The following is a 14,524-nucleotide window of genomic DNA, read 5'->3' as shown; positions in this document are numbered from 1 at the left end:
AGGAGAGAAAAGGAGGACATCATCATGCAACCCATTGTTTCCACGCAAAATCTGGTCAAAATCTATGGTCAAGGTGTCACAGCAGTTCATGCGCTGAGAGGTATCAACCTAACCATTCAACCGGGGGAATTTGTAGCGGTCATGGGGCCCAGCGGGTGCGGAAAGTCCACTCTGCTCCATCTTATCGGCGGTTTGGATCGCCCAACCTCTGGCAAGGTGGTTATCGAGGGGGAGGATCTCACCCAGTTAAGTGACGATAAAGTAACTGCATTGCGGCGGCGCAAGATAGGATTTGTCTTTCAATTTTTCAACCTGATTCCAGTCCTCAACGCCTTGGAGAATGCAGCGTTGCCAATGATCTTGGATGGAATGCGCCCTAGTGAGGCTTACCAGCGGGCGCGCGAATGGTTGGAACGCGTGGGGCTGGGGTCTCGGCTTGCCCATCGTCCTTCGGAACTCTCGGGGGGCGAACAGCAGCGTGTGGCCATCGCACGCGCCTTGGCCAGCGAGCCGTCCATCATCCTGGCTGATGAACCCACGGGCAACTTGGACTCACGAGCCTCGGAGGAGATCGCCATGCTACTACGCCAGATTTCTTCCGAGTGGGGGCGCACGATCCTCCTGGTCACCCACGATCCACGCATCGCGGCCTATGCAGATCGCATTGTCTTTCTTAAGGACGGTCAGATTGTAGACGAAACAGTGATGGAGCGCCGCAATGGTGAACAAGTGGATCTTGTCGTCGGTAAGATGAAAGAAATCGGCGATTAGTTTGGCGGTGAAAAGGAGTGCGGTATGAGCCTGTATATTAAGTTAGCCCTACGTTATTTGAGCGGACGAAAGTTACGCACGGCCTTGACCACCCTAGCAATTATGTTTGGTGTGTTGGTTATCTTTGGCATGAATACATTCATGCCCACCTTCGTCCAGGCATTCCAGACCCAAATGATGGCGGTTGCCGGACAGATTGACGTGACCATCTCACACAAAACGGGCGAAGCCTTTGATCCCAGTGTGCTTGAGAAAGTGCGCCAGGTGGAGGGGGTTAAAGTCGTGATGGGGTCATTAGAGCGCCTGATCAATTTACCGGCCGATTATTTTGATCAGGATCCCAACACACCCGACCGTGTTAGTACAGTGGTGCTCAAAGGCATTGATCCAGAACTTGCCCGCCAGATGATCGTCTTTAACGTTGTTCAGGGGCGTTTTCTCCAGCCGGATGACCTAGGCGCTGCAGTAATTACCCGTTCCCTGGCCCGCGAGTTGGGGGTTGGAGTGGGGGATACTCTGGCACTACCCACCGCGGTAGGGATTGCAGATCTCAGGATTGTGGGACTTTTGCCTGAACGGGTACTGCCTGGGAACGAAGAGGTATTGGTAACCCTGACCGAGGCTCAGCGCTTGCTCAACATGCCGGGGAAGATCAATCTCATTGACATTAACTTGGATACCCTAGATGAGGCGCGACGAACAGAGATTCAGCAGCGCATTGTTGCCGCGGTGGGAGATGCTTATAAGATAGGTGCATTGGAAAGCGGATCGGAGATACTGACCAACATCCGCAATGCCCAGATGATCTTCAATCTGATGGGATTTCTGGCACTGTTGATGGGTGGTTTCATTATTTTCAATACGTTCCGCACTGTTGTGGCAGAACGACGTCGCGATATCGGCATGTTGCGCGCACTGGGGGCTAGCCGCTCTACCATCCGGGGGTTGATCCTGACCGAGGGGTTGATTCAGGGGGTCGTGGGTACTATTGCGGGACTGATTTCGGGTTATTTATTTGGCTGGCTATTGCTTCAATTGATCGTGCCTATTGGTCAACAATACCTTAACATCAAGGTCGGGTTGCCGGCTATCTCGCCATCTTTGGTGCTAGGCTCATCCGTCATGGGGATCGGCGTGACGGTGCTGGCAGGCTTGTTACCGGCGCATTCCGCAACGCGCGTTACTCCACTAGAAGCTTTGCGCCCCTCAGTAGGGCAGGTAAGTTTCAAGCGCCTGGCCGGCTTTTCTTTCTGGGCTGGTGTGGTACTGATGGCTTTAGGGGTGGCCATTCTCATCAGTAGACAGGCTGCCTGGCTGGGGATAGGGGCTATCTTTTTCGTAGGTGCTTTAATTTTGATGGCGCCAGCGCTGATCAACCCGATTGCGGTGCTGTTTGGCAATCTCCTAGCCCTGCTTTTTGCCCGCCACGGCACGGCGCAACTGGCAGAAGGCAACCTAAGCCGTCAACCAGGTCGTGCTACCGTGACCGCCTCTACCACCATGATCGCGATGGCCGTGGTGATTATGATGGCCAGTGCGCTCTCCTCGGTATCACTGACCTTCATCCATGTGCTGGAAAAGAGCCTGGGGAGCGACTTTCTGATCATGCCTCCGACGGTTGCGGTTTGGGGATCGAATACCGGGGCCGCACCTGAACTGGCGCGAAAGTTGCGTGAGATCCCAGGTGTTGAACTGGTGAGCACGTTGCGTTTTGCGGGCACTCAGGTGAAAGGCGTTGCTGTTGGTTTATTGGGCGTGGATCCGCAGGCCTACAGACAGTTGGAGGCTCTCTCCTTTAGCGCGGGGGACCCAGAGAGCGCCTACCAGGCCTTGGAGAGCGAACGTGCCATTGTTATCAACGGAGTTTTGGCGGCGGCGGCCAATATTCATCTGGGGGATGAGATTACCCTGTTAACCCCTGCTGGCCAACAGGTTTACCGTGTTGTTGGCATTGCCACGGACTACTTAAACGCTAAGACAACCACTGGCTACATCTCCCAGCAGAACTTAGCAGCAGATTTCGGGCGCACCGAAGATGTCTTCTATCAAATCAATCTAAAGCCAGGGGCGGATCAGGCTACCGTGGAGGCTGCCATTGCGCAGTTGCTTAAGGCCTATCCGCAGTTCAAAGTGTTTAGCGGCAAGCGTTATGTGGAAGAAAACAAGCGCTTGTTTGATGTTGTGCTCCTTAGCATGTATGCGATGGCGGCGTTCTTGGCCATCCCTTCCTTGATCGCCATGGTGAACACATTGGCCATTGGGGTGATTGAGCGCACCCGCGAAATCGGTATGTTGCGCGCTGTGGGAGCAACTCGGGGGCAAATCCGCACCATCATCCTCTCGGAAGCCTTGATCCTTTCTGCCATTGGTACGTCATTTGGCATCCTAGCAGGCCTGTACATGGGGTATATGGCAGTAAAGGCTTTTGAGGCGATGGGCTTCCCCATGATGTACCTGTTCCCCGCTTCGGGTGTTCTCGCTGCTATTGCCATTGGGATCCTTTTTGGCGCGTTGGCAGCAACGGTGCCGGCACGTCAGGCAGCGCGGCTCAACGTGGTAGAAGCCTTGCGTTACGAGTAAGGGTATAGAATGCCATTGGAATCTCTTGGGGCGGGTCAGAAGTCAACCCGCCCCATTTATTTGTGAGCCAAGGTGGTTAGTCTGGAGCGCTGTGTTAGCAGATTCGTGGGAGCATTTCTCCGCTCAGGATATCAAGGATGTGGTGGGTGCCCAAAATCGTGCGCAGGATCACGCGTCCTGTGGGTTGGTTCTCTACATATCCAATGCGCACGGACTCAGCGCCATAGGGTGCCTGGCGCATGGCCGCCAGGGCAGCTTCAGCCTCTCCGGGGGGAACAATGGCGACAACCTTCCCCTCGTTAGCAATATAGAGGGGATCCAGGCCCAACATCTCACAGGCTGCGCGCACTACTGGTCGGATTGGAATGGTGGCCTCGTCAATTCGGATGGCTACTTGGCTTTGCTGGGCAATTTCATTGAGGGTAGTAGCCAGGCCCCCTCGCGTGGGATCGCGGAGCACGTGGGTATGGGGAGCCGCCTGCAACAAGGCCTGGATGAGATGATTGAGGGGGGCCACGTCAGATTGCACCTCTGCTTCGAAACCCAATTCGCCGCGCGCGCTGAGCACGGCAATGCCGTGATCACCAATAGGCCCGGACAAGAGCACAACATCGCCGGGCTGGGCGCGCTCGCCCCCAAGAGGGGATCTATCGGGGGGGATCCAGCCGATTCCTGTTGTGTTAATGAATACCCCATCCCCCTTCCCTTTTTCAACCACTTTGGTATCTCCAGCCACCAGAGTTACTCCAGCCTCCTCGGCTGCGCTTTGCATGGAACGCACGATGCGTTCCAGGACTTCAAGGCTTAAGCCCTCCTCCAATACGAACCCGGCAGTGAGATAAAGTGGAATGGCGCCGCTCATGCTGATATCGTTGACAGTACCACATACCGCCAGACGGCCGATATCGCCACCCGGGAAGAAAAGGGGAGAAATGACGTGTGTGTCTGTAGAGACAGCCAGATGGCCCACCTCTTGTCCTTGGAGAGGCAAGGGCAGACGCGCAAAATCATTGCCAGCATTCAGGTAAGGGTTGCCCAGGTAGGCGCGGAAAACAGTGCGGATCAAATCGTGGGTCATGCGCCCCCCACTTCCGTGCCCCAACACAATGCGTTCTGCATGGGTGAGGGGAAGCGGGCATTGGGGGCCTTCAAAGGTAGGTACTTCGGTAAAATTGCTCATGCTTATCCTCTCTGGATCTGGACCAACCTCTTACGGACGGCTATGACCGTAACGATAGTAGGCTGCGCACGCGCCCTCAGATGAAACCATGGGGGCTCCTAGAGGGGCCAAGGGTGTACACTGGGTACCAAAAGCCGGACATTCATAGGGCTTTTTGATGCCCTGTAGAATCTGGCCGGCGATGCACAAGGGGGATTCCTGAGTACGAATGGCACCCAGATCAAAACGCTTTTCGGCATCGAAATCTGCCCACTCGGCGCGCAATCCCCATCCACTCATAGGGATAAGCCCAATTCCGCGCCAGTTTCGATCACAGGGCTCGAAGACCTGGTCAATGATTTCTTGGGCGGCCCGATTGCCCTCACGTGTTACGGCGCGAGAGTACGCATTCTCTACGCTGACGCGGCCTTCCTCAAGTTGCTTGACTGTCCTAAGAATGCCCTGCATAAGGTCTACCGGTTCAAATCCGGTTACCGTCATGGGGACATGATAGCGGGCAGCAATGGGGTCGTATTCCCAGTAGCCCATAATCGTACACACATGGCCAGCCAGCAGGAAGCCCTGTACGCGGTTGGTGGGGGCACTCAGGATAGCGTGCATGGCTGGAGGAACGCGCACTTGTGATACCAGCAGGGAATAGTTCTTTAGCCCAAGCGCCTTAGCTTGAAGAAGGCTCATGGCGTTTGGGGGAGCCGTGGTCTCAAAGCCAATGGCAAAAAAGACGACCTCCTTATCCGGGTTTTCTTGAGCGATCCGGACAGCATCTAGAGGAGAATAGACCACTTGCACTCGCCCGCCCGCAGCTCGAACCCCGAACAGATCACGTTGAGAACCAGGCACACGTAGCATGTCCCCGTAAGAGCACAAAATAGTGTTGGGCAACGAAGCGATGGCGATGGCTTTATCAATCAGTTCCAGAGGTGTGACACATACCGGGCAGCCCGGACCATGTACAAGTTCGATCTCCCCGGGGAGCAGTTGATCCAGGCCATATTGCAAAATGGCATGGGTTTGCCCACCACAAATCTCCATCAACACCCAGGGTCGGGTGACAAGGCGCCGGATTTCTTCGGCTACCCGGTGCACCAGTTCAGCGTTGCGGAATTCTTGCCATAATTGCATAGCGGGGTCCTCACACTGCGTCACCTTCATCCAGGGCACCGATTTCGCGTAAGAGTTGCAGGGTCTCCAGTGCTTCGGCTTCACTAAGCCGATTCAGGGCAAAGCCAGCGTGGATGATCACGTAGTCCCCCTCCTTCACGTCTGGCAGCGTTTCAATGCAGGCTTCACGGTACACGCCACCAAAATCCACCTTAGCCATTCGCAAACCCGCTTGTTGATAAATGGTTACGATTTTTCCGGGAACACCCAAACACATGATAGACCTCCGTTATAAGCCTTTTGAGCGCGAATTGGATTCGATCCACGAGGCAGTGACCATTACCTGGCCCAGTGCTAGCCCGCCGTCGTTAGTGGGTACCTGGTGGTGGGTGAGGACTTGAAAACCTGCCTGCTCCAAAGCCCGCGTAGCGCGTCGCAGCAAAAACTGATTCTGCCACACCCCGCCACTGAGCACAACCCGACCAAGTCCTTCAGCCTGGCGGATGTGCTGGGCAGCTTCAACGCACAGATTGACGATGCTATTGTGAAACCGAGCGGCCATGGTAGGAAGCGGTGTACCTTGACGTAAATCGTGCAAGAGGGCTTCCCAGAAGGGGCGGAGGAGGATGTGGGGGGCCTCGAATGGCAAAGGATATGCGCCGGTCTCGCCTTCATCGGCCAGGTTTTCCAGTTCCATGGCGGCTTGTGCTTCGTAATTGGCTTCAGCGCGTATGCCAAGCAGGGCGGCGACGGCGTCAAACAACCGTCCCATGCTTGAGGTCAGAGGGGTGTTAATCTTTTTCTCCAACATGCTTCGCAGCAGGGTACGCTCCTCAGGACAAAGGGCTTTTACTGGGGGCAGATCATCCTCCCAGGCCAGATCACACGCCCACAGATGGGCCAAAGCCATCCGTGCCACCTGGTGCACGGCACGATCCCCCCCGGGTAGCGGAACCGGCATGATATGCGCGTAACGCTGATAACCTTGGTAGCTACCCACCAGTACTTCCCCCCCCCAGACGCTGCCATCGGTCCCATAGCCGGTGCCATCAAAGATCAACCCGATTGCGGGTTCAAGGTCGCTGATGCCATTATCTGCTAGGCACGCCGCTAGGTGAGCGTGATGGTGTTGTATTAGAAGGAGGGGGATGTTTTCTGTACGAGCCCGTTCCTGGGCGTAGCGGGTGGCAAGGTAGTCAGGGTGTAAATCCGCTGCCAACCATTCTGGCTGGGTGCGGAAAAGCCTCTCATAATGGTCGATGCTTTCCTCAAATGCCTGAAGGGTCTCGTAATTTTGCAAATCGCCAATGTGGTGACTAAGGAAGGCGTAGGCTCCGCGCGTTAGACAGAAGGTATTCTTAAGTTCACCACCAGTGGCGAGGATGGGGGGGACAGCGCAGGGCAGCCGGATGGGATCGGGAGCAAAACCTCGCGCTCGACGTAATGGATAGAGGCGATAGTTGAAAACACGTACCACCGAATCGTCCACCCGGGTATGAATGGGGCGATTATGCATTAGAAAGCCATCCGCTAGAGACGACAAACGCTCTAAAGCCTCTTCGTCCCGGTAGGCAATTGGCTCTTCGCTCAAATTCCCGCTGGTCATTACTAAGGCTTCAGGAAAGCTGGGAGCAGGTTCGAGGAGCAGAAGATGCAGAGGCGTGTAAGGGAGCATAAAGCCGAGGGTGCGTTGTCCCGGCGCCACCTCGGCGGCAATGGAGGAGGTGGGCAAGCGGTCCAGTAGTACGATTGGGTGCTGGGGAGCGGTTAGCAGGCGTTCCTCGGGCTCGCTTACCCTAGCGTGACGGGTGATGATGGAGAGATCAAAAGCCATCAGCGCAAAAGGTTTGTCACTCCGTTGTTTGCGTCGGCGCAGTTCGCGCACGCTCTCGGGACGAGTGGCATCGCAAGCTAGGTGGTACCCGCCTAGACCCTTGATTGCCAAGATACGCCCTTCCGCCAGCCAGGTTCGCGCTAGTTGAAGGGCTTCCTCGCGTTCTGCGAGCAATTTGCCCTCAGGGGTTAAGAATTGGAGGTGGGGGCCGCACTCCGGGCAGGCAATCGGCTGGGCGTGGAAACGCCTGTTTGTCGGATCGTGGTACTCGGCGGAACAGGCTGGGCAGAGGGGGAAAATGGCCATGGTCGTGTTAGGCCGGTCATAGGGAATGCTGCGGATGATTGTAAAGCGAGGGCCGCAGTTCGTGCAGTTGATAAAGGGATATCGGTAACGTCGATTCTGGGGATCGAACAGCTCTTGCCGGCACTCAGGACAGATGGCCACATCCGGTGAAACGGGTAGGAACTCCTCTGTCTCTGCACGGCTCTCGATGATTTGGAAGGAGGTCCAGTGATTAGCAGGACGGGGATCCACCTCAAACGAATCAATCCGGGCCAGGGGAGGGGGCTGAGTTTGCAAATCGGAAATGAAGGATTGTAGCGCCTGTGGATCGCCGCAGACCTCAATTTCCACCCCGGCAGTAGTATTGCGCACCCACCCGTTAAGATGATAGCGGTTGGCCAAGTTATAGACAAACGGGCGAAACCCCACCCCCTGAACAATCCCGCGGATGCGTATATACAGTCCGTGAGACGTGCGATTCATTGCCGCCTGGCTTTGATCTCAGCGCGTAACCACTCCAGCCAGGGTTGTATTCCCTCTCCCGTTTTGCACGAAAGAGGAAAAGTGAGCAAACCCGGATTAAGGAGTTCTACGCCCTGGCGGAAGTATGCCATGTTGAAGTCAACATAGGGTAATAAATCTATCTTGTTGATAACCAAAACATTCAATCCCCGGTACATGTTGGGGTATTTGTAGGGCTTATCGTCGCCTTCTGGAATGCTGGCTACCAGAATGTTGCGATGCGTGCCCAATTTGAATGCGGCTGGGCAGATCAAATTACCAACGTTCTCCACAATAAGCAGATCCAGGTCATGGAGGGTCAACTGTGCCAGCCCGCTACGCAGCATGACAGCGTCTAGGTGACAATCACCACCGGTGTTGATCTGTACGGCTGGGATGCCTAACGCGCTGACTTTATCCGCATCAAGGGTGACCGGTGCGGTGTCGCCTTCAATCACTGCGATGCGATACTCGGAGGCCAGGTTTTGCAGCGTGTGCAAGATCAGACTGGTTTTTCCGGCACCCGGCGAGGCCATGATATTAAGCGCGAACACTCCGGCTTCATCAAGCAGACGTCGATTGAATTCAGCCACCTGGTCATTAGCGTCCAGGATTTTCTCGACGACAGGAACTTTGGTAGTATTTGCCATTGCTATCTCCTTGAAGAAAAACGGTCCTTAACGTTCGATTTCGATGCTTTCCAGGTAAAACTCATCGCCTGACAGCAAGATAAGGTTCAGGCTGTTACATTGTGGGCAAGGCTGGATCTCACCGCTGACTTCAAACTCGTGCTGACAGTCCTGGCAGCGCATGCGTGGGGTCAGCCGCTGAAAATGCAAACGTGCTCCTTCGCAGATGGTACCGCCGCTGATTAAGTCCCAGTAGAACTGCACCGAATCATCAACAATACTCGAGAACTTACCTAAAACGATGTGGATGTCGGTGACGCGGCGGGCACCAGCGGCCTGGGCATGTTTGAGGGCAATGGAAAGAATATTTTCGGTGACGGGTAATTCGTGCATGAGGACTTAAATTATACCGATAACCCTCGCTTTATCCTACTGTCTCACGCGAGGAATTCATCAGAATTTCCATTAAGTGCAGGCGTGTCAACAGTAACTGGCTAGCAACCACATTCGCCAACCGGCGGGTAATGACGTAACCAAGATGGGGATCCGTTTCGCATTGTTGTTGCAAGGCCTTTCCTTCAAAGGCGAGCAGGCGCATTGGGGTTAGCGCGCGCACAGTGGTGGTGCGCTGGCGCACCACTGGGGTGAGTACCGACCATCCAAGGATGTCAAGAGGCTCCGCCTGGAAGATGTGTACAGGCCCGTGGCTGGGAACGTTGATCTCCACGCTGGCGCGACCATCCAAGACGAGATAGAGAAAATCAGGATAATCCCCCTCTTGAAAAAGGGACTCACCCGGCGCTAGATAGCGTTCACGTGCCAGACTTGCCAGGGTCTCCAATTGGCGCTGGCTGAGTTCAACAAACCAGGGAATGCTTCTAAGCAAGGCAACCAGGTCAACTTCCATATGTCTATACCACCGCTAACGGCTTTGGTCCAATACTTTGTATAGTTTTTATCATCTTGAGGGTTGGGATTATAGTGTCCTCTGTAATTATTGGTGACGCAAATTGTCACCAAAACCTAGTCGCTTGGAAGGAGGGATGTTAACCACCGTAGTAGCGAGTCCACCGCCGTTTCCAGGAGGACGCGGGTGCGCGGTGATAATTCACGAGCAAAGCCGAATTCGTATCCCCTTAGGGAAAGTAAAATAGCCTGGGGAGCATGTCCATAGAGTGTCTCAGCCAGTGCTAGACAGGATTCTGGGGTTAGGTGATGGCTGAGTGGGGAGGGCTGAAATCCGGGGTGCAAGGGTAACCAGGTGATCTCCTCCGGAAAGCTGCCTGTGTGGGCATCTACAAAACAGACATGTGTGTAGGTAACGATCTCCTCGGCCATTTCTGGAGTTAGCTGCAAGCCCGTGCGTAGCGTGAGGCATGGGTTAACGCTTATCTCGCCTATTTCTCCATCGAGTTCCGATCCGACGGGGTACCCCAACTGTTCTGCCAAGCGGTAGATCAAGTGCCAGGCCACCCCATCATCCTGACGATCAGGGTTGCCAATGCCTATAATGAGGATACGAGGTGCCAAACATACTTCCTTCCCCCTCTCGCCGGGGGAAGGAAGCCGGCTATTCGAGGTGGGTGTCTTGTCACTCATGCAAACGCGCAAGGGTCTGCGTGGGCTTGCCTTGAGCGTCTAGGATCTCAATGATCATTGGCATTTGCCCAATGGCGTGGGTTGAGCAGGAAAGGCATGGGTCATAAGCGCGCACGGCGGCTTCCACCCGGTTGAGCAGTCCTTCGCGAATCTCAGGTCCTGTGATGTAGGTCTTGGCCACGCTTTCGACGGCCTGACTCATGGCCCAGTTGTTGTGACCCGTAGCAACTATCAGGTTGACCCGTTCGATTTGTCCATTAGGTTTGGCCCAATAATGATGGAACAAAGTGCCGCGCGGGGCTTCAATCACTCCAACACCTTCTCCACGGAACTCCTGGCGCGTGTTCAGGATCTCCGTGCTCAAAATATCAGGATCCTCCAGTAACACGCGCACGTTTTCGGCAGCATACAGAGCCTCAATCAAACGCGCATAGTGGTAGTAAAGAGTCTGTTCAATCGGCTTGCCGGGCTTGATGGCTTTGAACGCCTGCAGTGCCTCGTTAGCGAGCGGTGTGGCGATGCGCTCGGAGACGTTGAGACGTCCAAGCGGTCCTACTCGGTAAACACCCTGCGGCCACCCCATTTTCTTGTAATAGGGGAATTTCAGGTATGACCAGGCCTCAACGTGTTCAGCAATGTAATTCAGGTAATCGCGTCCGTCAAAATACTCTAATTCGTGACCCGAAGAATCAATCAGCCGCAGGTCTCCATCATAGAGTTCGAGCGTGTTGCCCGCCTTGACCATTCCAAGGTAGCCAGTGGAGAAGACCGCAAAACGATTGATGTCCTCTTGGTTGGCTTCAGCCCAATCCTTAAAGATCCTTAAACCGAGTTGAATGGTGGTGATGGCTTCATCCAGACCGGCCAGGATTTGATCGCGCTCACTGGCCGTGAGGGCTTTGTTGACCCCGCCCGGAACGGCAAAGACGGGATGAATGCGTCGCCCGCCGAGAATATTAATGATTTCCTGCCCAAATTTTCTGAGTTGCACGGCGCGCAGGGCTAGTTCAGGATTGGCGCGGATCAATCCGACCACGTTACGGATGGCGGGGTCGGCGTCAAACCCCAGGAGCAAGTCGGGGCCCGCCAATTCGAAGAAGTGCATCCCGTGGCTTTGAATGATCTGTCCCATGTGCATGAGCTCGCGTAGCAATTGGGCCGGGCGAGGCGGGGGAGAACCATAGAGATCGTCACAGGCCTTGGCGGCAGCCAGGTGGTGCGAGACCGGACAGATGCCACAAATGCGGGGGGTTATAACCGGCATTTCAAAGGCCATGCGCCCTTCACAGAATTTCTCGAAGCCGCGAAATTCGTTAATATGCAAATAGGCGCGCTCGACTTTACCGGCCTCATTAAGATGGATGGTAATCTTGGCATGGCCCTCAATCCGGGTTACGGGCTCAATGGTAATTTTCTGGGTGGTTACAATTGCCATACTTGTTTCCTCCTAAAGATGACCTACCCTTAATGCCATTGAAGGCGTTCGTCCTTGAGCACAGGAATACGCCCTTGAGCCAGTTCGCTCAATGCATAGTAGATGATCTCGGCACTGGGCGGACAACCCGGAATGTAAACATCTACGGGCACCACCTCACTTACAGCACGCACCCGGGTGGGTTTGGCCAATTCGGGGTCATCGGGGATTTTACCCTCAGCGTCAGTGCTTTCTGTCTCGATATAGGCGCGGCGCAGGACGTCCTCGATCTTGAAGAAGTTCCGCATTGCTGGCACCCCACCGAAAACTGCACAATCCCCTAATGCCACCAAGATCTTGCAGCGCTTGCGCATCCTGTGAGCAACTTCTTCGTTGGCAGTGTTGTTGATCCCGCCTTCTAGAATGCCTACATCCACCCCACTCGGATCGGGTTCTTTCAGGTCGGTGATAGGGGAAGAGCGCAGGTCAACCAGATCAACAAGATCTACAATTCGCTCGTCAATGTCTAGAAAAGACATATGGCAGCCGGCGCACCCGGCTAACCAATCGGTGGCTACCTTCGGTTTGCTCATAGCTTCTCCTTCTCGCACTCTCCGGTTCTCTTATACAGCAATGGTAACGGGTGCAACACGTTGTGTGAGGACAGTGCGCCAATCCCCTTCAGCGCTCACCTCCAGGGCTTCGGCCAGTTTGCGCAAAGCAACTTCATTGGATTTTGCCTGTCCTGGGGCGGTTAGGCATGGATGGGCTTCCTGAAGACGCCCCTCGAGGTTAAGGTAATGGCCGCTTTCCTCAGCCCAGGTGTAGACTGGCAGGACAACATCGGCGCGGGCGGTGAGTTTTGATTCGCGACTGGCCTGCACGATCAAGAAAGGTGTTCGCTCTAATGCAGCGACCAAAGTTTCACTGGGGATCTCATCTCCAAGTGCTACAAAGGCCACCTCATAAGTGCCTGGGCGCATTGGCTCAATCAGATTAAATTGTGCGGCTACCAGGCTGTTGGCTTCACCTTTGGGGCTGATCAGGGTTGCCCCGGTCATCTTGGCCAAGCGCACCAGCGCTTTAATTGCTACAACATCGTTGATCGCAGCGGGATCATAGATAATCACTGGTTTTTCACCACGCGTAATCTGGTAGGCAGCTTTGAGGAAATCATCTGTCGCTAGTCCAGTTGTCTTAGCCGCATTGGCCAGGTTGGCAATGGCATCTTCGGTGTACTCAGTTTGGCTCAGCCCGAGCCGAGCTACTGCGGCCATTAACCCCTCAACAACTGCTAATTGCCGCCCCTCCTTGAAGACGAGTGACACCTCGGCGAGAGCGGCTAGAGGATTCTCACGGCTATCGGCGATTACAATGCGAACGCCGCGGTTGAGCGACCGCCGCACCATAAATCCTAGGACTTCGTGGTTGCTTGCCAGGTCGGCTTGCACAATCAAGATAGAGGTGGCATCATTCAAATCTGTGACCCTTCCTTCAAAAGGCTCGCCAAGATCATGGAGCGTTTCTGTCAGGGGCCGCATGGCATGGCCGTTCAAAGTGGTTACCAAGGGACTATGCAATCCTTCTGCAAATACCTTTCGGAAGAGATAGAGAGCTTCGGCAGTCAGACGGGCTGAGGCCAGGGTTAGGCTATTGGCAGAATGGCGTTTAAGAGCGCTGGCGGCGACACTTAAGGCTTCTTCCCAGGTTGTGGGTTGCAGTTCACCGTTCTTACGCACTAGGGGTTGGGTGATCCGCGGGCGATCGTCATCCAGTGGATAATAACGCCCCACTTTGCACAATACGCCCTGATTAACGGGTGCGTCCCAGTTGCCGTAGATGCTCAAAATGCGGTTGTCGGTAATTAGCACATCGAGCCCACATCCCAGGCTGCAGCCCGTGCAGATGGTTTCGACGTGCTCAGCCTCGGATTTTTTCCCTTGGTAGGCGCTCTTCCGATCAATCATGGCGCCGGTTGGACACACCTGAACGCACATGCCGCACGAAACGCAGGTGCTTTCGCCAAGAGGCACCCCGAAGTCAGCAATGACAAAGGTGCGTGCTCCGCGGTTAGCCACCCCCAGGGTGTTGACTCCCACCAGTTCGTTACAGGCGCGAATGCAACGGCGGCAAAGGATGCAGCGGTTATGTTCTAGGATAATGTAGGGGTGGGAAGCGTCCACCGGGAAGGGCTGCCAGTTAGGCTGTAAGGGCCAGTGAGTCATCCCCACGCGATAAGCCGCATTTTGCAATTCGCAGTCCCCTCCACTGACCTGACAGTAAGGACAAAAGTGATTGCGTTCACTGAAAATCAGCGAGAGGGCAAACTCGCGTGCCTTCTTAATTTTTTCGTTCTCGGTGTGAATCACCATGTTGTTCGAGACCGGAATAGTACAGGCGGCTTGCAAGGTGCGAAAACCTTCAATTTCCACCATGCACAGCCGGCACCCCCCGTAGGGCGTCAAGTGAGGGTGATCGCACAGGGTGGGAATAAAGATTCCCAATTGCCTCGCCGCTTGCAAAACAGTGATTCCATCGGGCACTTCGTAGGTTTGCTGGTTGATTGTGATTGTGGCCATCCCTGCTCCCTTCCAGTTGATTACATGTTCATAATAAGTGGATTGTGTCCA

13 protein-coding genes are annotated in these 14,524 nt (G+C 54.8%); 2 read left to right on the top strand and 11 right to left on the bottom strand.

Annotation, left to right across the window (positions count from 1 at the left end; translation table 11 throughout):
• Positions 1-24: 24 nt before the first annotated feature.
• Entirely contained in the window at positions 25-771 is a 747-nt protein-coding gene (locus tag Q0721_RS01865; RefSeq protein WP_299024707.1) for an ABC transporter ATP-binding protein, read from the top strand.
• 24 nt (positions 772-795) lie between these two features.
• The gene (locus Q0721_RS01860; protein WP_299024705.1) at positions 796-3,351 is read left to right on the top strand and encodes an FtsX-like permease family protein; all 2,556 of its coding nucleotides are present in this window, start codon (positions 796-798) and stop codon (positions 3,349-3,351) included.
• Positions 3,352-3,445: 94 nt separating this feature from the next.
• On the opposite strand, the gene hypE is transcribed toward Q0721_RS01860, so the two are convergent.
• From hypE to Q0721_RS01805, 11 genes are all read right to left on the bottom strand, one after another.
• The gene (gene hypE / locus Q0721_RS01855) at positions 3,446-4,531 is read right to left on the bottom strand and encodes a hydrogenase expression/formation protein HypE (RefSeq protein ID WP_299024703.1); all 1,086 of its coding nucleotides are present in this window, start codon (positions 4,529-4,531) and stop codon (positions 3,446-3,448) included.
• 30 nt (positions 4,532-4,561) lie between these two features.
• The gene (gene hypD / locus Q0721_RS01850; protein ID WP_299024701.1) at positions 4,562-5,653 is read right to left on the bottom strand and encodes a hydrogenase formation protein HypD; all 1,092 of its coding nucleotides are present in this window, start codon (positions 5,651-5,653) and stop codon (positions 4,562-4,564) included.
• Between the two features lie 10 nt (positions 5,654-5,663).
• Positions 5,664-5,909 carry a HypC/HybG/HupF family hydrogenase formation chaperone gene (locus tag Q0721_RS01845; RefSeq protein ID WP_299024699.1) on the bottom strand — a complete coding sequence of 82 codons (246 nt, stop codon included), beginning with the start codon at positions 5,907-5,909 and terminating at the stop codon, positions 5,664-5,666.
• A 12-nt stretch (positions 5,910-5,921) separates the two neighbouring features.
• A complete protein-coding gene (gene hypF, locus Q0721_RS01840) occupies positions 5,922-8,234 on the bottom strand; it encodes a carbamoyltransferase HypF (protein ID WP_299024697.1) in 2,313 nt (770 codons plus the stop codon).
• Entirely contained in the window at positions 8,231-8,902 is a 672-nt protein-coding gene (gene hypB, locus Q0721_RS01835) for a hydrogenase nickel incorporation protein HypB (protein WP_299024695.1), read from the bottom strand. Before hypB ends, hypF begins: the two co-directional genes overlap by 4 nt.
• A gap of 27 nt (positions 8,903-8,929) precedes the next feature.
• Positions 8,930-9,274: a hydrogenase maturation nickel metallochaperone HypA gene (gene hypA / locus Q0721_RS01830; protein ID WP_299024693.1), complete on the bottom strand. Its 345-nt coding sequence runs from the start codon at positions 9,272-9,274 to the stop codon at positions 8,930-8,932.
• A gap of 31 nt (positions 9,275-9,305) precedes the next feature.
• The gene (locus Q0721_RS01825; RefSeq protein ID WP_299024691.1) at positions 9,306-9,788 is read right to left on the bottom strand and encodes a cyclic nucleotide-binding domain-containing protein; all 483 of its coding nucleotides are present in this window, start codon (positions 9,786-9,788) and stop codon (positions 9,306-9,308) included.
• A 116-nt stretch (positions 9,789-9,904) separates the two neighbouring features.
• Positions 9,905-10,411 (bottom strand): hydrogenase maturation protease, encoded by a 507-nt coding sequence (locus Q0721_RS01820; protein WP_299024689.1) that lies wholly within the window; start codon positions 10,409-10,411, stop codon positions 9,905-9,907.
• Between the two features lie 61 nt (positions 10,412-10,472).
• Positions 10,473-11,915, bottom strand: a complete 1,443-nt coding sequence (locus Q0721_RS01815; RefSeq protein ID WP_299024686.1) for a Ni/Fe hydrogenase subunit alpha — start codon at positions 11,913-11,915, stop codon at positions 10,473-10,475.
• A gap of 29 nt (positions 11,916-11,944) precedes the next feature.
• Entirely contained in the window at positions 11,945-12,487 is a 543-nt protein-coding gene (locus tag Q0721_RS01810) for an NADP oxidoreductase (RefSeq protein WP_299024684.1), read from the bottom strand.
• A 30-nt stretch (positions 12,488-12,517) separates the two neighbouring features.
• Positions 12,518-14,473, bottom strand: a complete 1,956-nt coding sequence (locus tag Q0721_RS01805) for a molybdopterin-dependent oxidoreductase (protein WP_299024682.1) — start codon at positions 14,471-14,473, stop codon at positions 12,518-12,520.
• Positions 14,474-14,524: the final 51 nt, after the last annotated feature.

This window comes from uncultured Thermanaerothrix sp., from assembly GCF_938028735.1.
GTDB lineage: Bacteria > Chloroflexota > Anaerolineae > Anaerolineales > Anaerolineaceae > Thermanaerothrix.
This window is presented reverse-complemented; position numbering and strand designations above follow the sequence as displayed.

Excerpts from the sequence above, each read along its gene's own strand:
- Q0721_RS01805 (WP_299024682.1), bottom strand. The coding sequence starts at position 14,473 with ATGGCCACAATCACAATCAACCAGCAAACCTACGAAGTGCCCGATGGA.
- hypE (WP_299024703.1), bottom strand. The coding sequence starts at position 4,531 with ATGAGCAATTTTACCGAAGTACCTACCTTTGAAGGCCCCCAATGCCCG.
- hypB (WP_299024695.1), bottom strand. The coding sequence starts at position 8,902 with ATGGCAAATACTACCAAAGTTCCTGTCGTCGAGAAAATCCTGGACGCT.
- Q0721_RS01860 (WP_299024705.1), top strand. The coding sequence starts at position 796 with ATGAGCCTGTATATTAAGTTAGCCCTACGTTATTTGAGCGGACGAAAG.
- hypF (WP_299024697.1), bottom strand. The coding sequence starts at position 8,234 with ATGAATCGCACGTCTCACGGACTGTATATACGCATCCGCGGGATTGTT.
- Q0721_RS01845 (WP_299024699.1), bottom strand. The coding sequence starts at position 5,909 with ATGTGTTTGGGTGTTCCCGGAAAAATCGTAACCATTTATCAACAAGCG.
- Q0721_RS01865 (WP_299024707.1), top strand. The coding sequence starts at position 25 with ATGCAACCCATTGTTTCCACGCAAAATCTGGTCAAAATCTATGGTCAA.
- hypD (WP_299024701.1), bottom strand. The coding sequence starts at position 5,653 with ATGCAATTATGGCAAGAATTCCGCAACGCTGAACTGGTGCACCGGGTA.
- hypA (WP_299024693.1), bottom strand. The coding sequence starts at position 9,274 with ATGCACGAATTACCCGTCACCGAAAATATTCTTTCCATTGCCCTCAAA.
- Q0721_RS01815 (WP_299024686.1), bottom strand. The coding sequence starts at position 11,915 with ATGGCAATTGTAACCACCCAGAAAATTACCATTGAGCCCGTAACCCGG.
- Q0721_RS01825 (WP_299024691.1), bottom strand. The coding sequence starts at position 9,788 with ATGGAAGTTGACCTGGTTGCCTTGCTTAGAAGCATTCCCTGGTTTGTT.
- Q0721_RS01810 (WP_299024684.1), bottom strand. The coding sequence starts at position 12,487 with ATGAGCAAACCGAAGGTAGCCACCGATTGGTTAGCCGGGTGCGCCGGC.